This is a genomic window from Streptomyces narbonensis (assembly GCF_014649015.1).
GTDB lineage: Bacteria > Actinomycetota > Actinomycetes > Streptomycetales > Streptomycetaceae > Streptomyces > Streptomyces narbonensis.
Window position 1 is genome coordinate 99037 of sequence record NZ_BMSF01000013.1, and the last position, 25161, is coordinate 124197.

At 71.7% G+C, this 25161-nt stretch carries 21 protein-coding genes; 7 read left to right on the forward strand and 14 right to left on the reverse strand.

Annotated elements, in window-relative coordinates:
• Positions 1–48: 48 nt before the first annotated feature.
• The 3 genes from IE124_RS24295 to IE124_RS24305 are packed head-to-tail and all read right to left on the reverse strand — an operon-like array spanning position 49 to position 3637.
• On the reverse strand, positions 49–2421 hold the full coding sequence (locus IE124_RS24295) for an FtsX-like permease family protein (RefSeq protein ID WP_189510122.1): 2373 nt from the start codon (positions 2419–2421) through the stop codon (positions 49–51).
• Positions 2418–3116, reverse strand: a complete 699-nt coding sequence (locus tag IE124_RS24300; RefSeq protein WP_189510124.1) for an ABC transporter ATP-binding protein — start codon at positions 3114–3116, stop codon at positions 2418–2420. The genes IE124_RS24295 and IE124_RS24300 overlap by 4 nt, the downstream gene beginning before the upstream one ends.
• On the reverse strand, positions 3113–3637 hold the full coding sequence (locus tag IE124_RS24305) for a PadR family transcriptional regulator (RefSeq protein WP_189510125.1): 525 nt from the start codon (positions 3635–3637) through the stop codon (positions 3113–3115). Before IE124_RS24305 ends, IE124_RS24300 begins: the two co-directional genes overlap by 4 nt.
• A gap of 278 nt (positions 3638–3915) precedes the next feature.
• Between IE124_RS24305 and IE124_RS24310 the strand changes: the two genes are divergently transcribed.
• A complete protein-coding gene (locus IE124_RS24310) occupies positions 3916–6174 on the forward strand; it encodes a transglycosylase domain-containing protein (protein ID WP_189510127.1) in 2259 nt (752 codons plus the stop codon).
• Positions 6175–6252: 78 nt separating this feature from the next.
• Here the strand turns inward: IE124_RS24310 and IE124_RS24315 are convergent, their stop codons facing one another.
• The 3 genes from IE124_RS24315 to IE124_RS24325 all read right to left on the reverse strand — a co-directional run bounded on the left by IE124_RS24315 (position 6253) and on the right by IE124_RS24325 (position 10953).
• Complete coding sequence (locus IE124_RS24315; RefSeq protein ID WP_189510129.1) at positions 6253–8373, reverse strand: ATP-binding SpoIIE family protein phosphatase; 2121 nt, start codon at positions 8371–8373, stop codon at positions 6253–6255.
• Positions 8374–8684: 311 nt separating this feature from the next.
• Positions 8685–9353, reverse strand: coding sequence for a cytidylyl-2-hydroxypropylphosphonate hydrolase (gene fomD, locus IE124_RS24320; protein ID WP_189510131.1), 669 nt, complete (start codon positions 9351–9353; stop codon positions 8685–8687).
• A 190-nt stretch (positions 9354–9543) separates the two neighbouring features.
• Positions 9544–10953, reverse strand: a complete 1410-nt coding sequence (locus IE124_RS24325; RefSeq protein ID WP_189510133.1) for a class II fumarate hydratase — start codon at positions 10951–10953, stop codon at positions 9544–9546.
• A gap of 143 nt (positions 10954–11096) precedes the next feature.
• Here IE124_RS24325 and IE124_RS24330 point away from each other — a divergent pair, with 143 nt between their 5' ends.
• On the forward strand, positions 11097–12641 hold the full coding sequence (locus tag IE124_RS24330; RefSeq protein ID WP_189510135.1) for a ricin-type beta-trefoil lectin domain protein: 1545 nt from the start codon (positions 11097–11099) through the stop codon (positions 12639–12641).
• Positions 12642–12716: 75 nt separating this feature from the next.
• Here IE124_RS24330 and IE124_RS24335 read toward each other — a convergent pair whose 3' ends face one another.
• The gene (locus tag IE124_RS24335) at positions 12717–13391 is read right to left on the reverse strand and encodes a lipoprotein (RefSeq protein ID WP_189510137.1); all 675 of its coding nucleotides are present in this window, start codon (positions 13389–13391) and stop codon (positions 12717–12719) included.
• A 98-nt stretch (positions 13392–13489) separates the two neighbouring features.
• Here IE124_RS24335 and IE124_RS24340 point away from each other — a divergent pair, with 98 nt between their 5' ends.
• Positions 13490–14032, forward strand: coding sequence for a hypothetical protein (locus IE124_RS24340; RefSeq protein ID WP_189510139.1), 543 nt, complete (start codon positions 13490–13492; stop codon positions 14030–14032).
• Between the two features lie 15 nt (positions 14033–14047).
• On the opposite strand, the gene IE124_RS24345 is transcribed toward IE124_RS24340, so the two are convergent.
• The gene (locus IE124_RS24345; RefSeq protein WP_189510141.1) at positions 14048–14731 is read right to left on the reverse strand and encodes an HAD family acid phosphatase; all 684 of its coding nucleotides are present in this window, start codon (positions 14729–14731) and stop codon (positions 14048–14050) included.
• A gap of 219 nt (positions 14732–14950) precedes the next feature.
• The gene (locus IE124_RS24350) at positions 14951–16645 is read right to left on the reverse strand and encodes a fumarate hydratase (RefSeq protein ID WP_189510143.1); all 1695 of its coding nucleotides are present in this window, start codon (positions 16643–16645) and stop codon (positions 14951–14953) included.
• Positions 16646–16935: 290 nt separating this feature from the next.
• Here IE124_RS24350 and IE124_RS24355 point away from each other — a divergent pair, with 290 nt between their 5' ends.
• Positions 16936–17655, forward strand: coding sequence for a DUF1707 SHOCT-like domain-containing protein (locus IE124_RS24355; protein WP_189510145.1), 720 nt, complete (start codon positions 16936–16938; stop codon positions 17653–17655).
• A 161-nt stretch (positions 17656–17816) separates the two neighbouring features.
• Positions 17817–18191 (forward strand): WhiB family transcriptional regulator, encoded by a 375-nt coding sequence (locus tag IE124_RS24360; protein WP_189510148.1) that lies wholly within the window; start codon positions 17817–17819, stop codon positions 18189–18191.
• Between the two features lie 245 nt (positions 18192–18436).
• On the opposite strand, the gene glpX is transcribed toward IE124_RS24360, so the two are convergent.
• A complete protein-coding gene (gene glpX / locus IE124_RS24365) occupies positions 18437–19471 on the reverse strand; it encodes a class II fructose-bisphosphatase (protein WP_024760872.1) in 1035 nt (344 codons plus the stop codon).
• Between the two features lie 178 nt (positions 19472–19649).
• Between glpX and IE124_RS24370 the strand changes: the two genes are divergently transcribed.
• Positions 19650–20138, forward strand: coding sequence for a DUF4245 domain-containing protein (locus tag IE124_RS24370; protein ID WP_229832791.1), 489 nt, complete (start codon positions 19650–19652; stop codon positions 20136–20138).
• Between the two features lie 101 nt (positions 20139–20239).
• On the opposite strand, the gene IE124_RS24375 is transcribed toward IE124_RS24370, so the two are convergent.
• From IE124_RS24375 to IE124_RS24390, 4 genes are all read right to left on the reverse strand, one after another.
• The gene (locus IE124_RS24375) at positions 20240–20830 is read right to left on the reverse strand and encodes a malonic semialdehyde reductase (RefSeq protein ID WP_189510152.1); all 591 of its coding nucleotides are present in this window, start codon (positions 20828–20830) and stop codon (positions 20240–20242) included.
• A gap of 202 nt (positions 20831–21032) precedes the next feature.
• Positions 21033–21275, reverse strand: coding sequence for an exodeoxyribonuclease VII small subunit (locus IE124_RS24380; RefSeq protein ID WP_189510154.1), 243 nt, complete (start codon positions 21273–21275; stop codon positions 21033–21035).
• A 57-nt stretch (positions 21276–21332) separates the two neighbouring features.
• A complete protein-coding gene (gene xseA, locus IE124_RS24385) occupies positions 21333–22574 on the reverse strand; it encodes an exodeoxyribonuclease VII large subunit (RefSeq protein ID WP_189510156.1) in 1242 nt (413 codons plus the stop codon).
• Positions 22575–22668: 94 nt separating this feature from the next.
• Positions 22669–24051 carry an APC family permease gene (locus tag IE124_RS24390; RefSeq protein ID WP_370468815.1) on the reverse strand — a complete coding sequence of 461 codons (1383 nt, stop codon included), beginning with the start codon at positions 24049–24051 and terminating at the stop codon, positions 22669–22671.
• Between the two features lie 54 nt (positions 24052–24105).
• On the opposite strand from IE124_RS24390, the gene IE124_RS24395 reads away from it, so the two are divergent.
• Entirely contained in the window at positions 24106–25158 is a 1053-nt protein-coding gene (locus IE124_RS24395) for a 4-hydroxy-3-methylbut-2-enyl diphosphate reductase (RefSeq protein ID WP_370468811.1), read from the forward strand.
• The last annotated feature ends 3 nt before the right edge of the window (positions 25159–25161 follow it).

The following is a 25161-nucleotide window of genomic DNA, read 5'->3' on the forward strand; positions in this document are numbered from 1 at the left end:
CCCCGGCTCCAGGTGCCCACGCCCGCTCCCGTACATCCGCTCGACGGGTTACTCCGTGCGCAGCCCGTCCGCCCGCATCAGGCGCCACAGGACCGGCATGCTCAGGAGCGTCACGGCCGCGATGAGACCGAGCCCGACTCCGACGACCGGCAGGAAGGCCCACCAGTCCTGGACCCGTTGGCCGCCCATCTTCAGCAGGACGACGCCGAGGGCGAGCCCGCCCGCCACGGCGAGGGCGAGACCGAGGACGATCGGGACCGCCGTCTGCCACAGGACCGACCAGGCCAGGGTCGAGCGGCGGGTGCCGAAGGCGACCAGCGAGGAGAGCAGCCGCTTGCGGTCCTTGAGCTGCTCCAGGGTCGAGACCAGCAGCGAGGCCGCCACCAGGAGCATCGTCAGCGTGGAGCCGACCAGGATGCCGGTGCGGACGCTGGAGAACGCGGCGTCCCGCTGGGTGTCCTTCAGGTCGCGGACCCAGGACGTCGGGTCGATGGCCGCCGCCGTGTTCCGTACGTGGTCGGCGGCGTCCGGCACGGTCGGGTCGAGCCGCACCATGGCCTGCGCGTCGGGCTCGTGGAGAAGTCCGGTGTCGATCGCCGACGGGGTGGCGAGGACGCCGTACTCGTACATGCCCGTCGGGTCCGGGCGGGAGTCCACGACCCGTGCCGTGGCGGGGATGCGCCACTGCGGCAGCGGCTTGTCCTTCGGGGGCTGCGGCTCGCTCGGGTGGGGGTGCGGGTCGCGCAGGACGACCGCGGCCCCGGGGCGCGCGGCCCGGGTGACGTGGGAGTCGTCCGGGCTGCCCTGCGCACCGTGCGCGAGGAAGACGAAGACGTCGCCCTCCTTGCAGGAGGGGAGCGTGGCGAACTCCCCGAGGGAGGCGCAGTCGCCGACCCTGAGCGAGGCCATCGGGGCGAACTCCTCGGACCCCTTCAGAGGGCCGGGCCGCCAGAGGTTCGACTGGGTGATGCCGATGACACCGGCGACGCCCTCGGTCCGCGCGACGCGGTCGATGATCGCGCGGGCCTCCTCGCCGTTCCTGGTGTCGGTGCCGACCGTGATCTGGGCGCGGGAGGTGTCCTGGCCCGTGAGTTGAGTGAAGTCCTGCTCCATGGACTGGAAGAGCATCTGGAGCGCGATCGCGCCGGTGGCGGCGACGACGATGCCGCTGACCGCGCGGGCCGCGGTGCCGCTGCTCAGCTGGAGCCTGCGGACGGCCAGTTGCCAGGCGACGGGACCCGCGTGGAGCCGCTTCACGCAGGCCTCGACGAGCCAGGGCAGGAGGGTGGTGAGGCCGATCAGGGCGAGCGTGGTGCCCGCGACGAGGCCCACGCTGTCGACGCTGGTCTCGGTCGCCCGGACCTGGCCGATGAGCGGGACGAGCAGGGCCACGCCGGCCGCAAGGATCACCAGCCTCCACCACAGGCTGCGGCGCCGGGGGGTGGAGACGCGCACGACGCCGAGCGGCTCGATCGCCACCCCGCGCAGCGCGAAGAGCGTGACCACGACCGAGGAGACCGGGACCGCGACGAGGACGAGCACGGCGAGCGCGGGCATCGGCACGACGTCGGAGGGGAAGGCGTTGACGTCCCAGATGGTGAAGGCGCCCGCGAACTGACGGGCCACGGCGAAGAGTCCGAGACCCGTCAGGAGGCCGAGCAGCGCGCCCGCGAGGGACTCGCCGGCCGCGATCCGGCGGGTCGTCGCCGTGTCCGCGCCGACGAGCCGCAGCGCCGCGAGCCGACGGTCGCGCTGCTCGCCGCCGAAGCGGACGGCCGTCGCGATGAAGACGAGCACCGGCAGGAGCAGGACGACGCAGGCGACCATGACGAGGAGGATGAGGAAGGCGTTCATCGGCTCCTCGGGCACCGACCAGCCGTAGCGCGTGCCGCGCCCGTCGAGGTTGTCGGTGGTGAGGAAGTCGACCCGGGCGACGTACCGCAGCTCGGCCGGGCCGATCAGACCGGCCGGGCCGATCGTCCCGGTGACCTCGTACGGGATCCGCTCCTTGAGGAGGGCGCCCTCGGGGGAGTCGAGCAGCTCGCGGAGCGCCGGGGAGACGGCCATCTCGCCGACGGCCGGCAGCTCGGCCGTGCCCGGCGGGACCGGCGGCGCGTCGCCCTCGGGGGTCACCAGGAGTCCGGTGACGACGTCGTCCCGGTAGGTCGTGGTCCGGCCGAGGTGGAGGAAGGAGTCGTCCCGGGGCGAGTCGATCTGCTCGCTGCCGTCGACGGCGCGGACGGACTCCCGTACCTCCCGCTGGAAGAGCATGTTGGGCAGGGAGACCGCGAGGAGCAGCAGGGCCACGCCGAAGCCGACGCCGGTGGCGGTCAGCAGGGTGCGGAGGAGGCCGGAACGGCCGCCGGTGACCGCGAACCGGGCACCGAGCACCAGGTCGCGGGCCCAGGTGGCGAGGCTCATACCGCCCACTCCGCGTCCCGGACGGAACCGTCCCGTACGACGATCTCGCGGTCGGAGTACGCGGCGACCCGGGCCTCGTGGGTGACAAGGACGACGGCGGCGCCGGTGTCCCGGGAGGCGTCGGTCAGCAGCCGCATGACCCGCTCGCCGTTGAGGGAGTCCAGCGCGCCGGTCGGCTCGTCGGCGAAGATCACCCGCGGGGAGGTGGCGAGCGCGCGGGCGACGGCGACGCGCTGGCCCTGGCCGCCGGATATCTCGCCGGGGCGCTTGGCCGCGGTGTCGTCGACCTCCAGTCGGGCCATCCACTCGACGGCCCTGGCCTCGGCGGCCTTCCGCTTCTCGCCGTTGAGACGCAGAGGGAGGGCGACGTTCTCGACGCAGGTCAGCTCGGGGACGAGCTGGCCGAACTGGAAGACGAAGCCGAAGTCGGTACGGCGCAGGGCGCTGCGCGCGGTGTCGGAGAGCGCGGTGAGCTCGCGGCCGTCGTAGATGATCGTGCCCGTGTCGGGGCGCACGATTCCGGCCAGGCAGTGCAGCAGGGTGGACTTGCCGGAGCCGGAGGGGCCCATGACGGCGACGACCTCGCCGGCGCGGAGGGAGAAGTCGGCGCCCGCCAGCGCCGGGGTGGAGCCGTAGGTCTTGCCGAGGCCGGTGGCCCGGAGGAGCGGGACCCGGGAGGGCTGGGCGCCGGTCATCGGCGGACCTCCTCGGCGAGCCGGTCGAGGCGGGCGGCGGTCAGTTCCAGCCAGCGCAGATCCGCTTCGAGGTGGAAGAGGGCGTGGTCGCAGATGAGCTGGTCGGCGAGGTCGCCGTCCTTCTTGCGCCGCGTGAGCTCGCGCATCAGCCGCAGGTGCTCGGATCGCTGGGTGTCGAGGATGTCGGCGGCCCCGCGGCCGGTGAGCAGCGCCAGGACGACCTTGGTGTAGAGCGTGGACTGGAGGTACGGCTCGGGCTTCTCGGGCGTGGCGAGCCAGGCGGCGACATCGGTGATGCCGGCCTCGGTGATCGCGTACCGCTTCCGCTCGGGCCCGCCGCCCGCCTCGACTCCCTCGACGACCACGAGGCCGTTCTTCAGGAGCCTGGACATGGTCGAGTAGACCTGGCCGTAGTGCAGGGGCCGGTCGTGGCCGAACCGCTCGTCGAACGCGCGCTTGAGGTCGTAGCCGTGGCGCGGTCCGGATTCCAGGAGCCCCAGAAGGGTGTGACCGATGGACATGCGCGTCACTGTACACGGGGTGTATACGCGGTGTGCATAGTGACGGGACGGCGAGCGGGAACCGCCGGCCGCGCCCGGTTCGGCGGCCCTGGCGACGCAACCATCAGGCTCTTTCGAGCGTCGGTTCCTCTGGGGGTGGGTGCTGATTCTCACGTCCGGAAAAGGCGTGATCGGTTGCCCTTTGTCTGCATCGTCGGTGTTAGCTTGCTGAGCTGATCCGGCGTGGACGGAAGACAGCCGAGGCGCCGAGACACACGACGACTGGAGCGACAGGACCCATGGGCCGACCGGACAAGAGCAAGGCGAAGAGACGCGGCATACGCCGCTTCTTCTCCTGGAAGAAGCTCCTGGGCACCTTCTTCGTGTTCTGCCTGCTCGCCATGGGCGCCCTGTACGTCGTCTACCTCCTGGTCCCCGTGCCGACGGCCAACGCCGAGGCGACCATGCAGAGCAACATCTACAAGTACGCCAACGGCAAGATCCTCGCCCGCACCGGCCAGATCAACCGCGAGATCGTCGGCCTGGAGAAGATCCCCGAGAAGGTCCAGAAGGCCTTCGTCGCCGCCGAGAACAAGAGCTTCTACCGGGACAACGGCGTCGACATCAAGGGCACCACGCGCGCCGCCTGGTCGACCCTCACCGGCCAGGGCAAGCAGGGTGGTTCGACCATCACCCAGCAGTACGTCAAGAACTTCTACCTGAGCCAGGACCAGACGGCCACGCGCAAGCTCAAGGAAATGGTCATCGCCGTCAAGGTCGACCAGGAGACGAGCAAGAGCGAGATCCTCGCCGGGTACATGAACACGAGCTACTACGGGCGCAGCGCCTACGGCATCCAGGCCGCCGCCCGCGCCTACTACGGCGTCGACGCCACCCAGCTCACCACCGCCCAGGGCGCCTATCTCGCCTCGCTGCTCCAGGCGCCCAACCAGTACGACTGGACCTCCGCGAGCTCCACCGGCCGCAAGCTCGTCGAGGAGCGCTGGAACTACGTCCTCGACAACATGGTCGGCGAGGACTGGCTCCCCCAGGCCGAGCGCGCCGGCATGAAGTTCCCCGTGCCGCAGAAGCCCAAGCCCGCCCCCGGCATGGAGGGCCAGACCGGCTACATCGTCGAGGCCGCCAACCAGGAGCTGATGCGCCAGGGCGTCAGCGAGGAGGACATCAAGGCCGGCGGCTGGACGATCACGCTCAACATCGACGAGAAGAAGCAGAAGGACCTCGTCAAGGCCGTCGACCGGCAGCTGGAAGACAAGATCGACCGCAAGGGCGACAAGAAGCAGGCCACCGTCCAGGCCGGCGCCACCTCCGTCGACCCGAAGACCGGCGCGGTCGTCGCCATGTACGGCGGCCTCGGCGCCACCGAGCACTGGGTGTCCAACGCCACCCGCCGCGACTACCAGCCCGCCTCGACCTTCAAGCCGATCGTCCTCGCCTCCGCCCTCGACCACATGGCGGAGACCCAGGACGGGCGGACCATAGGTCTCGGCACGATCTACGACGGCACCAGCCAGCGGAAGGTCGTGGGGACCGACATCGACTTCGCGCCCGAGAACGAGGACGACTACAGCTACGGCCCCGTCACCGTCCAGAAGGCCACCAACAAGTCGATCAACTCGGTCTTCGCCCAGATGATCGTCGACGTCGGCCTCGGCAAGACCAAGCAGACCGCGCTCGCCCTCGGCATGAAGGACGGCGCGGACTTCGGCGAGACCCCCGCCATGTCCCTCGGCACCATGGGTGCCTCGACCCTGGACATGGCCGGTGTGTACGCCACGCTCGACAACCACGGCAAGAAGGTCACCCCGACCCTGGTGAAGGCGGCCGTCCACAAGGACCGCAAGGTGGACCCGGTGGACGCGATCGGCAGCCAGGTCGTCAGCCGCGAGGCCGCCGACACCGTCACCCAGGCCATGCAGGGCGTCGTACAGAACGGCTCCGGCTTCCGCGCCGCCGGCGACTACCAGGCCGCCGGCAAGACCGGCACCTCCGAGAACAACCGTTCCGCCTGGTTCGTGGGCTACACGCCCGAACTCGTCACCGCCGTCGGCCTCTTCGGCGAGGACACCAAGGGCAACCAGGTCACCCTGACCAACACCATCAACGATGGCCGCGCCAACGGTGGTCGTACCCCCGCGCAGATCTGGGGCGACTACACCACCAGGGCACTCGGCGGCGGCTCCGACGCCACCTTCGACCTGGAGACCGACAGCACGGGCTCCTACGAGCCGGACCCGGAGCCCACCGGGACCACCGCGACGCCGGAGGAGCCGACCGAGGAGCCGACCACCGAGTCCCCGGACCCGACGCCCCCGCCGACCTCGACGGCCACCACGCCGCCGCAGCCGACCCGCGACCCCGTCACCACGCCGCCGGAGCCGACGCGCGACCCCGTCACCACGCCGCCGACCCAGGAGCCGACGTCACCGCCCACGATCGCGCCGCCGACGACCGACCCGACGACCGCTCAGCCGCCGAACCCGGACCCGGATCCGGAGCAGACGGACCAGAGCGTCACGCAGCGGCCGGGCCGTTGAACGTGTAGCACCGTGACATGACGAATGGGCCGAACCCCGCGGGGTCCGGCCCATTCGTCATGTCACGCCTCAGAAGCCTCAGCGCGTGGCCAGCTCGAACCAGACGACCTTGCCGCCCGACAGCCGGGTCGCCCCCCACCGCCTGGCCAGCCGGTTCACCAGGAACAGGCCACGACCGCCCTCGTCCGTGTCCCGCGCCCGCCGCTGCCGGGGCAGCTGTGGCGAGTCGTCGCCGACCTCGCAGCGCAGCACGTCCGTCCGGAGCAGCCGCAGGGTCACCGGCCGCTCCGCGTACCGCACGGCGTTCGTCACGACCTCGCTGATCAGCAGCTCGACCGAGTCCGTCAGCTCCTCCAGGTCCCAGCGGGCCAGCGCCCGCCGGGCCAGCCGGCGCGCCCGCCCCGGAGCCGCGTCCTCCGGCTCCAGGAACCAGTACGCCACGTCGCTCGGCGCGATCCCGTCGAACCGCGCCGCGAGCAGCGCGATGTCGTCGTCCCGGTCACCGGGACCCAGCATGTCCAGGACGTCGTCGCAGAGCGCCTCAAGGGGCGGCGAGTGGTCCGGGCCCGTCAGCTGCGCGGTCGCCGCGAGGCGCTCCCGCAGCTGCTCGATCCCGGTCCAGACGTCCCGCAGCCGGGACTCCACCAGACCGTCCGTGTACAGCAGCAGCGTGGCGCCCGCCGGGGCGTCCAGCTCGACCGCCTCGAAGTCGACGCCGCCGACCCCGATGGGGGCGCCGGGCGGCACCCGCAGCACCTCGGCGCGGCCGCCCAGGTGGAGCAGTATCGGCGGCGGATGGCCCGCGTTGGCCACGGTGATCCGGTGCGAGACCGGGTCGTACACCGCGTACATGCAGGTGGCCATCCGGTTCTCGCCGAGCCGTTGCGCCTGCTCGTCCAGGTGGTGCAGGACCTCCTGCGGCGGCAGGTCGAGCCCCGCCAGGGTCTGCGCGGTGGTCCGCAGCTGCCCCATGATCGCCGCCGAGGTCATGGAGTGGCCCATGACGTCGCCGACGACCAGGGCGACCCTGCTGCCGGGCAGTGGGATCGCGTCGTACCAGTCGCCGCCGACCCGGGCCGTCTCGGCGGCCGGGAGGTAGCGCGAGGCGAGCCGGACACCCGTCGGCTGCGGGAGGGAGTCCGGCAGCATCGTCCGCTGGAGCTCGTCCGCGATGTACGCCTCACGGCCGTACAGGACGGCCTTGTCGATGCCGAGCGCGGTGTGCGTCGCCAGCTGCGCCGCGACGAGCAGGTCGTTCGGTTCGAAGCCGGCCCGCTCGGGACGGCGCAGGAAGACGGCCGCGCCGATCACCCGGCGCCGGCCGCGCAGCGGCGCGAGGACCGCCCGCAGCCCGCCGGGCAGCGGGTGCTCGGGGCCGAGGAGCTCGGTCAGCGCGGCCTTGGCGGCGGCGGAGTCGCCGAACACCGGCCGCACGCCGCGCAGCACCTCGGCGAGCGCCCCGCCGGACCGCACCTCGCAGAGTTCGGCCGCGGGGGTCGGATCCGGATCGGGTACGAGGACGAGCTCCTCGCCCTCCACTTCGCTTAACCGGAGCCGGTCGGTGCGGCGCAGCCGCAAGACGAACGGCGCCACCGGGCGCTCGTCGCCCACCGGCAGTGGATCGCGCAGATAGACCAGGATCTCGTCGGAGAAGGTGGGCACGGTCGCCCGGCACAGGCCCAGCACGATCTCGTCGAGGTCGAGCCCGCGCGCGATCCGGCGGGTCGCGGCCCCGACGAACCGCAGCCGCTCGCCCTCGCGCCGCGCGGCGCCCTCGGGGCCCCGGCCCGCGCCGGGGATCTGAGCTGCCACGGCGACGGCGACGGCCCCGGCGCCGGTTCCGGGCGCGCCGGCCGGGCGGCCGGACGCCTCAGCGGGAGAACCGGGGGAGCCGGGGGAATCGGGAGCGTCGGGGGAGGCGGGAGCGTCGGGGGAGGCGGACGAGCCGGGTGCTCCGGAGGCGCCGGGTGCTTCCGCCGTTCCTTCCGCGCCCGCCGTTCTCGCCGTCGCGGGGGTGCCGGCCGCCGCCGGTGTGCCCGTACCGGCGGCCTTCGCCGTCCGGTCCGCCGGTCCGCCCGGCTGGGCGGGCACGTCGGAGGGCAGGCCGGCGGCCGCCGCCTCCTGGCGAGGGCGTGCGCGTTCCTGCGGCCGGGCAGCCAGCGGCTGTCGGCCTTCGTGGGAGGTGGGATGCTCCGTCACGCGTGGGATTCCGTCCGTCCGGGCCGGTGGTGCGATGCACTCGCTCTTCTCGCCGATGCCGCGCCTTCGGCAGGGATAAACCCCTCGTATGCAGCGGATGTGGACGTTCCGCGAGAGGCGGCAACGGCAGGGGTCGGAACACCCGGGCGCACGTCCGGCACTGCTCTCCCCCTCGTGGATGACTTGTGGTCAGGTCCTGTGCTGTGCTCAGTCGTTGACGTGGTCTTCGGTCGGTCTGACGTGCTGTTCGATCCGCTTCTGCCGTGCGGAGGACGATCCTACGTTTGAACCCCGGGGGCGCATCAAGGGTCTCACGGGGCCGTGTGGGCCGGAGTGCGGTCCCAGTCGCCGGGCAACCGCGGCACCGGCCACCCCGGATCGGGCCGCCAGTTCTCCCAGCCGTCCGCGAACGGCGTCCCCCAGGCCCGGATCTGCTCCACCGCCCTCGCCCCGGCCGCCTTCACCCGCGCGGCCTGCTCACGGTCCATCAAGCCCGACCGCTGGGCCTGCGCGAACTCGTCCTCGTCCCGCCACAGCCAACTGTGGTCGGGATAGACGGAGATGTCGAGGAAATGGTCCTCGGAGTCGACGCCGCCGGACCAACGGGTCCGCGGCTCCTCCAGGTTCACGTACCAGCTGCGGAAGCGCCAGCCGCGCTCCCAGAACAGCCACACCGACCAAGGGTCTCCGGGCCGGGCCAGCTTGAGGACGCCGCTGCCGAACCAGTGGGACCGCTCCGTCGTGCGCGGAGCGGTGTACCGGGTGGCGAGCGGCTCCTCGTGCACGGGCGTCCCGTCGGTCAGCACCGGCCGTACGCATTCGGTGCCGGGTGCCATCCAGACGGCGAGGAGCTCGGGCGTGTCCTGGACGACGGTCACCGGCCGGCAGATGTGCACGGCGCCGGTGCCGTTGTCGCGGTAGCGCCAGAGGATCTGCTCCCCTGGCGCCCAATGCTGCTGAGGGCCGCCCGAGTCTGTCATGCGCAGATCTTAGGGGCGCGCTCCCACCGGCGCTGCGGCACAGGTCACGCAGGGGTGCGGATGAGTCAGCCGTCGCGGCGGACGGACCACCCCGTCGCCCACGGGTACGTCGGCCTCCTCGCCTTCGGGTGCGTCGGCCCCTCGCCCACGGGTGCGTCGGCCCCTCGCCTTCGGGTGCGTCGGCCCTCGCCTACGGGTGCGTCATCCGCAGCACGTCGAGCGCCTCGTCCAGCTGCTCCACCGTGAGGTCGCCCCGCTCGACGTATCCGGACGCGAGCACCACCTCGCGGATCGTCTTCCGCTCGGCGAGGGACTTCTTGGCGACCTTGGCGGCCTCCTCGTAGCCGATGTACTTGTTCAGCGGGGTCACCACGGACGGCGAGGACTCGGCGTACTCGCGGGCGCGCTCCACGTTGGCGGTGATCCCGTCGACCGTGCGGTCCGCGAGCAGCCGGGAGGCGTTGGCCAGGAGTCGTACGGACTCCAGGAGGTTCTTGGCCATCACCGGCAGCATCACGTTGAGCTCGAAGTTCCCGGCCGCGCCCGCCACCGCCACCGTGGTGTCGTTTCCGGTCACCTGCGCGGCGACCATCAGGACGGCCTCCGGGACCACCGGGTTCACCTTGCCCGGCATGATCGACGAGCCGGGCTGGAGGTCGGGGAGGTTGATCTCCGCCAGGCCCGTGCGCGGGCCGCTGGACATCCAGCGCAGATCGTTGGAGATCTTGGTGAGGGAGACGGCGATGGTCCTCAGCTGCCCGGACGTCTCCACGAGGGCGTCGCGGGCGCCCTGCGCCTCGAAGTGGTCGCGGGCCTCCGTCAGCGGCAGCCCGGTCGCCCGCGCGACCTCCGCGATGACGGCCGCGGAGAAGCCGGCCGGGGTGTTGATGCCGGTGCCCACCGCCGTACCGCCGAGGGGGAGTTCGGCGAGTCGGGGGAGTGCCGAGCGCAGCCGCTCCACGCCGTACCTGACCTGGGCCGCGTAGCCGCCGAACTCCTGGCCGAGGGTGACCGGGGTGGCGTCCATCAGATGGGTGCGGCCCGACTTCACGACCGTCGCGAATTCGGCCGATTTTCGCTCCAGGGCGCCTGCCAGATGTTCGAGCGCGGGGATCAGGTCGCGGGTGACGGCGCCGGTGGCCGCGATGTGGATCGAGGACGGGAAGACGTCGTTGGAGGACTGCGAGGCGTTCACATGGTCGTTGGGGTGGACGTCCCGGCCCTCCGGGAGCCGCTCGCCGGCGAGCGTGGCGATCACCTCGTTGGTGTTCATGTTGGACGAGGTGCCGGAGCCGGTCTGGAAGACGTCCACGGGGAAGTGGTCGTCCCACCGCCCCTCGGCGACCTCCTGCGCCGCCGAGACGATCGCCTCCGCCAGGTCCGCTTCGATCACCCCCAGTTCGGCGTTGACCGTGGCCGCGGCGGCCTTGATCCGGGCCAGTGCCTCGATGTGGGCGCGCTCCAGGCGCTGGCCCGACACGGGGAAGTTCTCCACGGCCCGCTGGGTCTGCGCACGCCACTTGGCGTGCGCGGGGACCCGCACCTCGCCCATGGAGTCGTGCTCGACGCGGTACTCGTCGGCTGCGCTGTTCGTCGTCATCTCTTCCTCAACCTCCTGGCCGTGCCCATCGGGGGGAGACCCCCAACCCCCCGAAAAAGTTGAGCACTTGTCTTGTTCGATGTATTCCCAACACGCGTACCGGCCAGTAAAAACCGTGGGTAACCCCACTTCCAGGAGGCGCAATGAAGCGCACCAGGTACAGACTCCGCTGGCCCATCGCGGCCGTCGCCGCGGCCGCCGCCGCGCTCGGCACGATGACCGCGGCGGCCCCCGCCGGCGCGACCCCCGCCACCGGCCCGGCCGCCGGTCCGGCGGCGGTCACCGCATCCGTACCGCTCCCGCCCGAGCTGGAGGCGATCCGGGCCGCCGAGGCCACCAGGATCTACGGCGACCCGGCCGAGCGCCCGCTCGCGCAGCGCAAGACCGGCCTGATCTCACTCGGCGACAGCGAGATCTCCGGCGAGGGCGTCGGCACCTACGAGCCCCCCACCAACGGCCCGACCAACTGGTGCCACCGCTCGCCCGACGCCGCCATCCACCGCACGGGCATCCCCGCGGACCTCACCTTCAACGTCTCCTGCTCCGGCGCGTACACGGGCAACATCAGGATCGGTGGCTCGAAGCAGTACGCCGACGAGCTCGTCCAGAGCGACAACCTCGCCGTCAAGGCCCGCAACACCCGCATCAAGATGGTCCTGCTCGTCGCCGGAGCCAACGACGACCTGCAGTTCGGCCCCGTCATGACGGACTGCGTCCAGCGCTACCTGCTCCTCCAGGGCGCCTGCGAGCCCAAGTACGCCCCCGGCTGGCAGGCCCGCGTCGACGCGCTCGTCCCCAAGGTCGAGCAGACCGTCCGCGACCTCAAGACCGTCATGCGCGACGCCGGTTACGCCGACGGCGACTACAAGCTCGTCCTCATGGGCTACCCCAGCCCCATCGGCCCCGACTTCCACGACAACCCCTCCTTCCCCGGCAAGCTCATCTGCGGCGGACTCGGCTACGACTCCGACACCGTCTGGGGCCGCAACACCGCCGTCCCCGCCTTCGAACGCGGCATGCGCAAGGCCGCCGCCTCGACCGGGGCCGTCTACCTCGACAACTCGCGGCTCTTCCACGGCCACGAGGTCTGCATGGAGGACACCTGGGCCCGCGGTCTCTACATCGACCTCTCCAAGCCCGGCACCCCGGACGAGAACTCGGTCCGGCAGTCCTTCCACCCCAACGCGCGTGGACACGCCGCCTTCGCCTCCTGCCTCACGCAGATCTACGACTCGGGTCTCCGCGAGGCCGGCTGCGCCGACGTCGACTCCTCGGGCCGGCCGACGCTCTTCCCGGTCGCCTGGGACGACGCGTACAAACCGCTGAGGAACCAGGACACCGGCAACTGCCTGGACGTCGAGGCGGCCTCCTCGGCCAACGAGACCGGCGTGCTCGGCTGGGACTGCCACGGCGGCCGCAACCAGGGCTGGTGGTACGACTCCGCCCGCCGGAGCGTCCACACCGAGCTCACCCAGGACCGCTGCCTGGACGTGCCATCCTCCGGCTTCCAGGCGGGCAAGGCGCTCATCATCTGGAACTGCCACGGCGGCGCCAACCAGAAGTTCGTCCGTGACGGCGCCACCATCCGGCCCGCCGGCGCGACGGGCCTCTGCCTCGCCCAGGGCGCGGCGAAGGAGCCCGTCCGGCTCCAGAACTGCGACGGCTCCGCGAACCAGAAGTTCGCGTAGGGCCTCCGAAGACGCCGTGGCCCCCCGTCCGGTGCGGGACGGGGGGCCACGGTCCTGCCCGGACGGCCGCGTCCGTCAGCCGGCCTTCACCGTGGTCCTGGCCAGCTCGTACGCCGGGAGCATCGCCCGGTGCTCCGCCGTGTCGAGGCCGCCGAGGTGGACGATCACCGTCCCCTTCGGGGTCGCGACGGCGAAGGCCCGCTCCTCCTTGGGCTCCTCCAGCAGCTCGTCGGCGACCGTGTACGTCACCTCGGTCGCGGGCAGCGCGCCCGCCTTCGTCTCCCGGTAGGTGACGGCGGTGGACTTCTCCTCGGCCTTCACGAAGCCTTCGAGGGCGGCCCGGGCGGGACCCTTCGCCACCGTCCACACCCGCAGGTAGCCGACGTGCCCGGCCGGCTTGGCGTCCACCTCGCAGCGGACCGTGGCCGGCCCCTGGCGGGTGAGCGCGGCGAACTCGGGGTTCTCGGGGTCCTCGATCGCCTCGGGCTCCCACTTCTCCGCCAGCGCGAAGGAGACGGGCAGGGCGCAGGCCGAGCCCGCACCGCCGAGGGTCGCACCGGAGGGCGCCGCGGCCTTCGGTGCCGTCGCGTCCTCCGGCCCCTCGGAGGCCGTCGGCGTGGCCGGCGCCGCGGTCGGCCGGGCGCCCTGGGTGACTTCGGGCAGCGGCTCGGGAGCGGCGCAACCGGCCGTCAGCACGCCGCTGACCAGCAGGGCGGCGGCCGGGGCCATGATCCGTATCGGGTGTTCCATGGCCGTCAGGGTAGCGGCGGGGGCGGGCGGGCCCGGGACCGGAGGCGGACAATGAAGCGAGCCGAGGGGGAGAGCCACCGTCCGCGAGGAGGCAGGTCATGTCCCGCAGCTTCAGGAGGACCGGTGCGCTCGGCGCCGCCACCGTCGCACTCGTCGCCTTCGGCGCGGCAGCCCCGGTCTCCGCGACTCCCGTCTCCGTGCCCGCGGCCCAGGCCGTGGACCTCGAGTTCACCCTCTACGCCCAGGAGGTCGTCGGCGAGGAGAGCGAAGAGGGGGAGGACACCGGCGAGGGCGTTCCCGCCCCCGCCGTCGGCGACACCTACGCCTTCGCCGAGGACCTGTACCGGACCAAGGGCGGCGAGAAGGTCGGCCGGGACGCCGTGAGCTGCACGGTGGCGCGGGTCGGCGGCCCCGGCAGCCCCGGCGACCTGGTGTGCGCGGGCGTCTTCGTCCTGACCGGCGGTGCCGTCGGGCAGATCGCCGGCCAGGTGATCCTCCCCTTCTCGACGGAGACCGAGCAGCCCGCCCCGTTCGACATCGCGGTCACCGGCGGGACCGGCGACTTCGAGGGCGTGCGCGGCCAGATCCGCTCGACCTCGGACGGGGAGTACGCGCGGCTCGACTTCCGCCTGACGCGCTGAGGGCCGTCCCGATGGTCAGGAGAGCTTGCCGTCGTAGTCGGGGAGCTTGAAGGCGCGCTCGGCGTGCCCGCCGACGATGTCGGTGTTGTTGTTGCCGATGTTCGCGATGATCGTGTAGCCCTTGGCCTCGATCTCCGCGCGCTTCTCCGTCTTGTACGCGCTGACCTCGGCGAACAGGTCGGGCAGCGAGCGCACGTACAGACCGTCGACCGGGTAGCCGACCCGCTTCAGGTTCCAGTCGGTGAGGGAGTGGATGATCCCGGGCCGGGCGGTGACGAAGAAGACCTTCACGCCCTTGGCGTGGGCGTCCAGGACCAGGTCGCGGACGTCCGCGATGGCCGGGGTCGGCAGCTCCCAGAAGGGGTGGAAGTCGGTCTCCAGCGAGGAGTTGTCGATGTCGAGGACGATCGCCTGCTTCTCGTGCCCGGCGTCCTTCGCGCGCTCCTCGATGTACGGGCGGGCCTGGGCGACGACGGCGGCCACGTCCTTGCGCCAGGTCGCGTAGTCCACGTCCTCCAGGGCGGCGGTCGACACCAGGTGGGTGTCCGGGTCGGCCGCTGAGGCGGCGGGCGCGGGACCGACGACGAGGAAGGCCGTGAGGGCCAGCGCGCCCGTGGTGCCGGCGGCGACCCGCCTGCGGGCGGCCGTACGGCCGGTCGCGTGGGCGGAGGCGTGGGTGGTGGGGGGTACGGAGGGCATGGGGGGCTCCCGAGTGGTCTACCGGCTCAGTGGTTGACATGCTCGCGCTCAATACTGGCCGGTAGGTAACGGGAGGTCTACCGGTCGGTAGCGAGATTCTGAGCGGAATCCGACCGGGACGGCAGAGCCCCCGGTCGGCGCGCACCGACCGGGGACGGGCAGAGCCCCCGGTCCGTACCCACGGACCAGGGGCTCTGTCGAAAGCGGAAACCGAGAGGGTCAGCCGAGGCCGGGACCCCGCACCGGGATGTGCGTGAAGGTCGGCTCGGGCGCCGGGTTCTGGAAGAAGTCGTTGCCCTTGTCGTCCACGACGATGAAGGCCGGGAAGTCCTCGACCTCGATCTTCCAGACCGCCTCCATGCCGAGCTCCTCGTACTCGACGACCTCGACCTTCTTGATGCAGTCCTGCGCGAGGCGGGCCGCCGGGCCGCCGATCGAGCCGAGGTAGAAGCCGCCGTGCGTGTCGCACGCGGAGGTCACCTGGCCGGAGCGGTTGCCCTTGGCCAGCATGACCTTCGAGCCGCCCGCGGCCTGGAACTGCTCCACGTACGAGTCCATGCGGCCGGCCGTCGTCGGACCGAAGGAACCGGAGGCGTACCCCTCGGGGGTCTTGGCCGGGCCCGCGTAGTAGACCGGGTGGTCCTTCAGGTACTGCGGCATCTCCTCGCCCGCGTCGAGGCGTTCCTTGATCTTGGCGTGCGCGATGTCGCGCGCCACGACCAGCGGGCCGTTGAGGGAGAGCCGGGTCTTGACCGGGTACTTGGTCAGCTCGGCGAGGATGTCGTCCATCGGCTGGTTCAGGTCGATGGTGACGACGTCGCTCTCCTCGGAGAGGCCCGCGGCGGAGCCGCTGTTCAGCTCAGTGTCGGTCGTGTCCGGCAGGAAGCGCGCCGGGTCCGTCTCCAGCTGCTCCAGGAAGACGCCCTCGGCGGTGATCTTCGCGACGGCCTGGCGGTCGGCCGAGCAGGACACGGCGATCGCGACGGGCAGCGAGGCGCCGTGGCGGGGGAGGCGGACGACGCGGACGTCGTGGCAGAAGTACTTGCCGCCGAACTGCGCGCCGATGCCGATCTTCTGCGTCAGCTCGAAGACCTTCTCCTCCAGCTCCTTGTCGCGGAAGCCGTGGCCGGTCTCGGCCGAGCCCTCGGTGGGCAGCTCGTCCAGGTAGTGCGCGGAGGCGTACTTCGCGGTCTTGAGCGCGAACTCGGCGCTCGTGCCGCCGACGACGATCGCCAGGTGGTACGGCGGGCAGGCGGCCGTGCCGAGCGAGCGGATCTTCTCCTCCAGGAACTTCATCATGCTCGCCTCGTTGAGGACGGCCTTCGTCTCCTGGTAGAGGAAGGACTTGTTGGCGGAGCCGCCGCCCTTGGCCATGAAGAGGAACTTGTACGCGCCGCCGTCGGTCGCGTACAGCTCGATCTGCGCGGGCAGGTTCGAGCCGGTGTTCTTCTCCTCCCACATGGTCACCGGGGCCATCTGCGAGTACCGCAGGTTCAGCTTGGTGTACGCGTCGTAGATGCCCTTGGACAGGGCCTCCTCGTCGCGGCCGGAGGTCAGCACGTTCTGGCCGCGCTTGCCCATGACGATCGCGGTGCCGGTGTCCTGGCACATCGGGAGGACGCCGGCGGCGGCGATGTTCGCGTTCTTCAGCAGGTCGAGCGCGACGAACTTGTCGTTCGACGAGGCCTCGGGGTCGTCGATGATCCGGCGCAGCTGGGCCAGGTGGGCCGGGCGCAGGAAGTGCTGGATGTCGTGGATCGCCTCGGCGGCGAGCGTGCGCAGCGCCTCGGGCTCGACCTTGAGGAACGTACGGCCGTCGGCCTCGAAGGTGGAGACACCTTCGGAGGTCACCAGGCGGTAGGGCGTGGTGTCCTCTCCCAGGGGGAGCAGATCGGAGTACGCAAACTCTGGCATGACGGCGGCCATTCCTCACTCGGCAGACAGCAGCGCCGCCTCCATTGGCGGCGCGCACTCCAGCGTAGAACGAGGGCGCGGCCCCGATCCTGTGAGGTAAGGCTCACTTGGAGGCGGGACCGCGCCGATGTGGCGTGTTCCGGAGGGTGGCGGTCGTGCGTGCGGTGCCGGGGCTCCGGCCGCCATGGCCTCAACCCGCCGCTTCCGCGCGCCGGTTCGTCGCGTTCTTCCTCCACAGGTCCGGCCCCGCCCACTGGTCGCGATCTATCGCGTTTCGCTAGGCTGGCTCCGTGGACCTCGAAAAGAAGCCCGAACCCGAAAAGCAGCCGCAGCCGCAGCGATCGGCCGCTCCCGCCGAGCCCGCCCCGGCCGAGACCGCTTTCGCCGACCCGCGAGGCTCGTTGCGGGCGTCCGACGCGGACCGGGACCGGATCGCGGACATCCTCCGGGATGCCCTGGCCGAGGGCCGGATCGATCCCGAGGAGCACTCGGACCGGATCGACGCGGTCTACCGCGCCAAGACGGTCGGAGAGCTGGAGCCGATCGTCCGCGACCTGCCGAGCGCCCGGGCCCGCCGGGACCCCGATCCCGTGTACGAGGACGATCCGGCCGATGCCGACGGCGAGGCGGACAGCCTGGTCGCGATCTTCTCCAGTACGACCCGCAAGGGCCGCTGGCGGGTGAGCCGCAGGACGAACGCGTTCGCGCTCTTCGGCAACATCGAGATCGATCTGACCGAGGCGATCTTCGCGCAGCGCGTCACGACGATCAACGCCACGTCGATCTTCGGGAACGTCGAGGTGCGGGTCCCGGAGAACGTCAGCCTGCGCGGCAACGGCAGCGGGATCTTCGGCAACTTCGAGGTCGTGACCCTGGAGGGGGTCGATCCGCAGGCGCCGGTCGTCGTCGTGAACGGCTACTCGGTCTTCGGGAACGTCGAGGCGAGGCCCAAGCGCGGCAAGTGGATCACCGACCTCCAGAGCAAGCTGCGCAAACACCTCGGCCACTGACCGGGCCGCCGACCGCCACCGACCCGGTCGGCCGGTGACCGGATTTCGCCCACGGGTATCCGCAGAGCGGAACGGGGCGGCACGCAGTGCATAGGCGCGCGCACAGCGGGTAGGGCTGCTGCATCGCCGCTCGCTCGCGAAGCCGTCGTCAGGAGTAGACCGTGCTGCCACTGCCGCATCAGCCCCTCCAGGTCGCCGCCGTACCCCCTCAGCGCACTACTGCCCGGGAGGACGAGGGCGGCCCCTGGCACGCGGAGGCGGTGTGCCGCCGGGACGAGGCCGGGCTGTTCTTCGCCCCCTCCAAGGAGCCGACCGCTGCACGGCTCGCGCGCGAGGAGGCGGCCAAGCGCGTCTGTGCCCGCTGTCCCGTGATGGTCGAGTGCCGGGAGCACGCGCTGATCCAGCCCGAGCCGTACGGGGTGTGGGGCGGGCTCACCGCGGCGGAGCGCCGTGTGGTCCTGGCCAGGCGCCGGCGGCGCGAGGTGGAGCTCAGGAAGGCGTCCGCGACCGACGGACGGATCGCCCAGGCGGGCTGACGGAGCGGACCCCGTCGCTGCCCGTACGGGAAGGGGCGCCCCCACCGCACATGGGGGCGCCCCTCTTCGTGCCGTTCCGCTCGACGAATCGGCCGCCGGACCCGTCAGCCGCTCGACGGACCGGCCGGCGGACCCGTCAGCCGCTCGACGGATCGACCGGCGGACCCGTCAGCCGCTCGACGGATCGGCCGCCGGACCCGTCAGCCGCTCGACAGATCGGCCGGCGGATCAGTCGGCCGCTCGGATCACTTGGCGCGGTCGAAGTCGATCTTGCTGTACGCGCGCAGCTTCGAGAGCCGGTGCGTCGAGTCGATCTGGCGGATCGTGCCGGACTTCGAGCGCATGACCAGCGACTGCGTGGTCGCCGTCTCGGCGCGGTAGCGGACACCGCGCAGCAGCTCGCCGTCGGTGATGCCGGTCGCGACGAAGAAGACGTTGTCGCCGCTGACCAGGTCGTTCGTGGAGAGCACGCGGTCGAGGTCGTGGCCCGCGTCGAGCGCCTTCTGCCGCTCGGCCTCGTCCTTCGGCCACAGCTTGCCCTGGATCACACCGCCGAGGCACTTGATGGCGCAGGCGGAGATGATTCCCTCGGGGGTGCCGCCGACGCCCATGAGCATGTCGACGCCGGTGCCCTCGCGGACGGCCATGATCGAACCGGCGACGTCGCCGTCCGAGATGAACTTGATCCGGGCCCCGGTCTCGCGGATCTCCTTGACGATGCCCTCGTGGCGGGGGCGGTCCAGGATCATGACCGTGATGTCCTCGGGCGAGGAGTTCTTGGCCTTGGCGACCCGGCGGATGTTGACCGAGACGGGGGCGTTGATGTCGACGAAGTCGGCGGCCTCGGGGCCGGTGACCAGCTTGTCCATGTAGAACACCGCGGACGGGTCGAACATGGTGCCGCGGTCGGCGGCGGCCAGGACGGCGATCGCGTTCGGCATGCCCTTGGCGTTGAGCGTGGTGCCGTCGATCGGGTCGACGGCGATGTCGACCTCGGCACCGGTGCCGTCGCCGACCCGCTCGCCGTTGAACAGCATCGGGGCTTCGTCCTTCTCGCCCTCGCCGATGACGACGACGCCGTTCATCGAGACGGTGGAGATCAGGGTCCGCATGGCGTTGACCGCCGCGCCGTCCGCGCCGATCTTGTCGCCGCGGCCGACCCAGCGGCCGGCGGCCATGGCGGCGGCCTCGGTGACGCGGACCAGCTCGAGGGCGAGGTTGCGGTCGGGGGCCTCGGGGGAGACGACGAGCTCGGGCGGCAGGTGATGGCTCTCGGTCATCGAAGCGCACCTTTCTGTACGGCGACGGCCGGGAACGGCGACGGCCGGAAGAACGAGGGTGCTCCGACTCTATCGGTACGTCGACAAAATGAGCAGAGGGGCCCACGTTTGAGCAGAGCACCATGATGCGACCATGTGGGGCGTGGCAGGTATGCGAGGTAGGCAGACGGTACGAGGGATGTTCCAGTCCCTCGGGGTGATCATGGTTGCTGCGGGAGTGATGTATCTCTTCATCCCGCACGACGAGAACGCGGCTCCGGTCCAGGCGAAGGACTACCGCGTCGAGCTCCTGACGGCCCAGCGTGCGGCACCGTATCCGGTGCTGGCGCCCGAGGGCCTCGGAGCGGACTGGAAGGCGACGGTCGTCTCGTACAAGCGCGAGAAGAGCGACGCCTGGCAGCTCGGGTTCCTCTCCCCGGACACGCAGTACGTGGCGATCCACCAGTCGACGGCGGCGCCGGGCAAGTACGTGCCCGAGGTCACGCACGAGGCGAAGGACACCGGGAAGACCCAGACGGTGGCCGGGCAGGTGTGGCAGCGCTGGGAGGGGCCGAAGTACGACGCGCTCGTCAGGGCGGAGGGCGGCTCGACGACGGTCGTGACCGGCACGGCGTCGTTCGAGCGGCTGGCGGAGATGGCGGGCTCGCTCAAGCCGCACAAGGCCTGACCGGCACCCCCGTTCCGACGCGCGATCGAGGCATACGGGAAGGGCCCCGCACTCACCGAGTGCGGGGCCCTTCCTGTGGTGCGTGTGGTCCGGCGTGGACGTCAGACGGTGGTGACGACGTCGTCGTAGGCCAGGCGCGGGGAGCGCGGGAACCAGGCGTCCTCGCCCGGCTTGCCGATGTTGACGACCATCAGCGGGGTGTGGTCGGCGTCCAGGAACTCCTTCTGGACGCCGGCGAAGTCCAGGCCGGTCATCGGGCCGGCGGCCAGGCCGGCGGCGCGGACGCCGACGATGAAGTAGGCGGCCTGGAGGGCGGCGTTCAGCACGGCGGACTGCTCGCGGACCGGGCGCTCCGAGAAGAAGACGTCCTTGGCCTGCGGGAAGTGCGGGAGCAGGGCCGGGAGCTCCTCGTGGAACTCGTTGTCGGCGGAGAGGATCGCGACCAGCGGGGCGGTCGCCGTCTTCGGCCGGTTGCCCTCGGCCATGTGCTGGACCAGGCGCTCGCGGGCCTCGGGGGAGCGGACCAGGGTGATGCGCAGCGGGGTCTGGTTGAAGGCGGTCGGGCCGTACTTCACCAGGTCGTAGATCGCCTGGACCTGCTCGTCGGTCACCGGCTCGTCGGTGAACGTGTTGGCGGTGCGGGCCTCACGGAAGAGGAGGTCCTGGGCGGCGGAGTCAAGGGCGAGAGACATGCTGCGTACCTTCCGAACTGCAAAAGAGGATCGCCCGTAAGGGGTCCGAGCGACGTCCTCGACAGTACGCCGATGATTGGTGAAACTTCAACTAAACTATCCGGATAGTGATCCGTTTCACTGTGAGTCTACGTCAGGGCATGCCGGGCCACCGCCCGGGGCCCGTCCGACGGGAACTGCAGGGCAGGAACCGCCGGCAGAGCTACTCCTCCGAGCCCGCCGCCTCCGCCTCCGCCGCCCGCTCCGCCGCCAGGGAGGCGTCGAGGCGCGCCCGGGCCCCCTCCAGCCGCCGCCGGCAGACCTTCGCCAGCTCCTCGCCGCGCTCCCAGAGCGCGAGGGACTCCTCCAGGGACGTCCCGCCCGCCTCCAGCCGCCGGACGACCTCCACGAGCTCGTCCCGCGCCTGCTCGTACCCGAGCGCCGCCTCTTCCGTACCGGCTGCCATGTGCTCCACCTCCGTGTGTCCGCTTCTCTCTCGATGTCCTCGCCCGCGCGGGGCCGCTCAGGCCGGACCGGCCCCGCCGGGGCCCGCGCCCGCGTCCACGCGCCGCACCGCGAACTCGCCCTCGGCGACCCGCGCCCGCAGCTCCTCGCCCTCCGCGACCTCCTCCGGGGCGCGGACCACCGAGCCGTCCGCCCGCTGGAGCACCGCGTATCCCCGCTCCATCGTCGCGGCGGGCGACAGCGCCCGGACCCGCGCCCGGGTGTGCGACAGCTCGGAGTCGGCCCGGTCCAGGAGGTGTCCCAGGACCCGGCGGCTCCGCGCGAGCAGCGCGTCGACCTCGTCCTCGCGGACCTCGACCATCCGCTGCGGATGCTCCATGACGGGCCGCCCGAGCGCGTGCGCGAGACCGCGCTCCTCCCTCTCCAGGAGCCCCCGCACGGTCCGCAGCGCCCGGTCCCGCAGCCCGCGCACCCGGTCGAGCTCCTCTCCGACGTCCGGGACGACCTTCTTGGCCGCGTCCGTCGGCGTCGAGGCCCGCAGGTCCGCCACCAGGTCGAGGAGGGGCGAGTCCGGCTCGTGCCCGATCGCGGAGACCACCGGCGTACGGCAGTCGGCGACGGCCCGTACGAGCTGCTCGTCCGAGAACGGCAGCAGGTCCTCGACGCTGCCGCCGCCCCGGGCGACGATGATCACGTCCACGTCCTCGTGGGCGTCGAGCTCCTTCACCGCCTGGACGACCTGCGGAACCGCCTTCACGCCCTGCACCGGCACGTTCCGCACCTCGAAGCGGACGTGCGGCCAGCGGCGCCGCGCGTTCTCCAGGACGTCCCGCTCCGCCGCCGAGGCCCGGCCGCAGACGAGCCCGATGAGATGCGGCAGGAACGGCAGGGGCTTCTTCCGGTCGAGCGCGAAGAGCCCCTCGGCCGCCAGGCTCCGCTTCAGCTGCTCCAGCCGGGCCAGCAGCTCGCCGATCCCGACCGGCTTGATCTCCACGGCCCGAAGCGACAGCTGCCCGCGCGGCGCGTACCACTCGGGTTTGGCGTGCACGACGACCCGCGCGCCCTCGGACACCAGGTCCGCGACCGAGTCGAAGACCTGGCGGTAGCAGGTGACGCCGATGGAGATGTCGTACGAGGGATCCCGCAGCGTCAGGAAGACGACCCCGGCGCCGGGGCGCCGCGACAGCTGCGTGATCTGCCCCTCGACCCAGATCGCTCCGAGCCGGTCGATCCAGCCCCCGATCAGCCGGGAGACCTCACCGACGGGAAGCGGTGCTTCGGCGGACGTAGTCAGAGCCATGGACCGAGCGTAACCGCGCGGTACGACAACGTGTACGACGAGGAGGGCGACGGCCCGTACGGAGGCGGGCACGGCCGCAGCCCCGGCGACAACCTCAGAGCCGCGCCGCCGGCGTCCGAGCCGTGCCCTGGACGGCCAGGACGACGAGCCCGATCCCCAGCCACACCACGCCCACCACCTGCGCGGTGACCGAGGCCTCCACGATCACCGCGATCAGGATCGCCGCCCCGACGACCGGCATGACGACGTGCTTCAGCCAGTGCGGCGGCCCCTCCGCCCGCCGTACCGCGAACCAGCCCACCACGCTCGCGTGCAGCAGCACGAAGGCCGTCAGGGCGCCGACGTCGACCACCGACACCAGGTGGTCCAGGCCGTCGTCCCGCCGCGCCGCCCACAGCGCCGCGACCATCGTCACCGTCGCCGCCACGAGCAGCGCCACCCGCGGCACACCCGAGTCCGTCCGGGCGAGGACGTGCGGCAGCCGCCGCTCGCGGCCCATCGCGAAGAGCAGCCGTCCGCCGGCCGCCTGCCCCGCGAGGGCGGCGAAGGCCGCGCCGATCGCCTTCGAGACTGCGACCACGTCGTGCAGCCAGCTGCCGACCGACACCTCCACGGCGTCGTAGAAGGCGGAACCCTGCTTCACCGGATCGGCGGCCAGATCGGCCGAGGAGACCGGTTCGAGGAGGGCCACGAGCCAGGTCTGCGCCACGAACAGCGCGCCCGCGAGCACCAGGCAGAACAGCACCGCCCGCGCGACCTTCGCCGAACCGCCCGTCACCTCCTCCGCGAAGGAGGCGATCGCGTCGAAGCCCAGGTACGACAGGACCGCGACCGACACCGCGCCGATGACGGCGGCGAGCGAGAACGACACGTCACCTGTCAGCGGCGACCACCAGTCGCGCCGCGCCCCGTCCCGTACGAGCACCACCACCGCCGACACGACGAAGACCAGCAGGACGACGATCTCCATCGCGAGCACGGCGAAACCGACCCGCGCCGCGGCCCGGACGCCCCACAGGTTGAGCAGCGTCGTGACCACCACGGCGATCCCGGTCCACACCCACCGGTCCACCTCCGGCACCAGCGCCTCCATGGCGATGCCCGCGAAGAGGTAGGCGACGGCCGGGATCAGCAGGTAGTCGAGGAGCGCCATCCAGCCGGCGACGAAGCCGGGACCCTCGCCGAGCCCCTTGCGGGCGTACGTGAAGACCGAGCCGGCCTGCGGCGCGACCCGCACCATCTGGGCGTAGCTGAAGGCGGTGAAGGCCATGGCGACCGTGGCCACGACGTACACCAGTGCGACGGCCCCGTGGGACTTGGCGTCGAGCGTGCCGAAGACGCCGACCGGGGCCATCGGCGCGATGAAGAGCAGCCCGTAGACGACCAGGTCACGGAAGCCGAGGCTCCGACGGAGATCCGTGTGTTCCCCGTGTCCCCGGGGCCCCTCGTGCGCAGCCACCTGCGGTTCCTCGGCCATGCGGTCAGTCTCGGCCACGGCACCGATCAAAGCGCTGACCGACGCGGCCTTACGATGGGGCGCATGACTGCAACGCCCGCGTCGACGCCCGAGTCCGCCCCCGCGACGAACCGCCCGAAGCGTGTCCTGCTCGCCGCCCCCCGCGGCTACTGCGCGGGCGTGGACCGTGCCGTGATCGCCGTGGAGAAGGCCCTGGAGCAGTACGGGGCGCCGATCTACGTACGCCACGAGATCGTCCACAACAAGTACGTGGTCCAGACGCTGGAGCGGAAGGGCGCGATCTTCGTCGACCAGGCGACCGAGGTGCCGCCGGGCAACATCGTGATGTTCTCCGCGCACGGCGTCGCCCCGACTGTCCACGAGGAGGCCCGCCAGGGCCGGCTCGCGACGATCGACGCCACCTGCCCGCTGGTCACCAAGGTCCACAAGGAAGCCGTCCGCTTCGCCAACGAGGACTTCGACATCCTCCTCATCGGCCACGAGGGCCACGAGGAGGTCATCGGCACCTCCGGCGAGGCCCCCGACCACATCCAGCTGGTCGACGGCCCCGGCGACGTCGCCAAGATCGAGGTCCGCGACCCCTCCCGGGTCGTCTGGCTCTCCCAGACCACCCTCTCGGTCGACGAGACGATGGAGACGGTCGACGCGCTGAAGGAGAAGTTCCCGCAGCTGATCTCGCCGCCGTCCGACGACATCTGCTACGCCACGCAGAACCGCCAGATCGCGATCAAGGAGCTCGCCGGCCAGGCGGAGCTCGTGATCGTCGTCGGCTCGAAGAACTCCTCGAACTCGATCCGCATGGTCGAGGTCGCCAAGCAGGCCGGCGTCCCCGCCGCGTACCTGGTCGACTTCGCGAGCGAGATCGACGAGGCCTGGCTGGAGGGCGTGACCAGCGTCGGCCTCTCCTCCGGCGCCTCCGTCCCGGACATCCTGGTCCAGGAGGTCCTGGAGTGGCTCGGCGAGCGCGGCTACGCGGACGTCGAGATCGTCAAGACGGCGGACGAGTCCCTGACGTTCTCCCTGCCCAAGGAGCTCCGCAACAAGGACCTGCGCGCCGTGGCGGAGAAGCTCGGCGCGGGTGAGCCCGCGGCCGCCGCCAAGGAGTAACTC

What these genes read in the sequence shown, in the direction of transcription:
- IE124_RS24295 (WP_189510122.1), bottom strand. Translation starts at nt 2,421, where the DNA reads ATGAGCCTCGCCACCTGGGCCCGCGACCTGGTGCTCGGTGCCCGGTTC.
- IE124_RS24300 (WP_189510124.1), bottom strand. Translation starts at nt 3,116, where the DNA reads ATGACCGGCGCCCAGCCCTCCCGGGTCCCGCTCCTCCGGGCCACCGGC.
- IE124_RS24305 (WP_189510125.1), bottom strand. Translation starts at nt 3,637, where the DNA reads ATGTCCATCGGTCACACCCTTCTGGGGCTCCTGGAATCCGGACCGCGC.
- IE124_RS24310 (WP_189510127.1), top strand. Translation starts at nt 3,916, where the DNA reads ATGGGCCGACCGGACAAGAGCAAGGCGAAGAGACGCGGCATACGCCGC.
- fomD (WP_189510131.1), bottom strand. Translation starts at nt 9,353, where the DNA reads ATGACAGACTCGGGCGGCCCTCAGCAGCATTGGGCGCCAGGGGAGCAG.
- IE124_RS24325 (WP_189510133.1), bottom strand. Translation starts at nt 10,953, where the DNA reads ATGACGACGAACAGCGCAGCCGACGAGTACCGCGTCGAGCACGACTCC.
- IE124_RS24330 (WP_189510135.1), top strand. Translation starts at nt 11,097, where the DNA reads ATGAAGCGCACCAGGTACAGACTCCGCTGGCCCATCGCGGCCGTCGCC.
- IE124_RS24335 (WP_189510137.1), bottom strand. Translation starts at nt 13,391, where the DNA reads ATGGAACACCCGATACGGATCATGGCCCCGGCCGCCGCCCTGCTGGTC.
- IE124_RS24340 (WP_189510139.1), top strand. Translation starts at nt 13,490, where the DNA reads ATGTCCCGCAGCTTCAGGAGGACCGGTGCGCTCGGCGCCGCCACCGTC.
- IE124_RS24345 (WP_189510141.1), bottom strand. Translation starts at nt 14,731, where the DNA reads ATGCCCTCCGTACCCCCCACCACCCACGCCTCCGCCCACGCGACCGGC.
- IE124_RS24350 (WP_189510143.1), bottom strand. Translation starts at nt 16,645, where the DNA reads ATGCCAGAGTTTGCGTACTCCGATCTGCTCCCCCTGGGAGAGGACACC.
- glpX (WP_024760872.1), bottom strand. Translation starts at nt 19,471, where the DNA reads ATGACCGAGAGCCATCACCTGCCGCCCGAGCTCGTCGTCTCCCCCGAG.
- IE124_RS24370 (WP_229832791.1), top strand. Translation starts at nt 19,650, where the DNA reads ATGTTCCAGTCCCTCGGGGTGATCATGGTTGCTGCGGGAGTGATGTAT.
- IE124_RS24375 (WP_189510152.1), bottom strand. Translation starts at nt 20,830, where the DNA reads ATGTCTCTCGCCCTTGACTCCGCCGCCCAGGACCTCCTCTTCCGTGAG.
- IE124_RS24380 (WP_189510154.1), bottom strand. Translation starts at nt 21,275, where the DNA reads ATGGCAGCCGGTACGGAAGAGGCGGCGCTCGGGTACGAGCAGGCGCGG.
- xseA (WP_189510156.1), bottom strand. Translation starts at nt 22,574, where the DNA reads ATGGCTCTGACTACGTCCGCCGAAGCACCGCTTCCCGTCGGTGAGGTC.
- IE124_RS24390 (WP_370468815.1), bottom strand. Translation starts at nt 24,051, where the DNA reads ATGGCCGAGGAACCGCAGGTGGCTGCGCACGAGGGGCCCCGGGGACAC.
- IE124_RS24395 (WP_370468811.1), top strand. Translation starts at nt 24,106, where the DNA reads ATGGGGCGCATGACTGCAACGCCCGCGTCGACGCCCGAGTCCGCCCCC.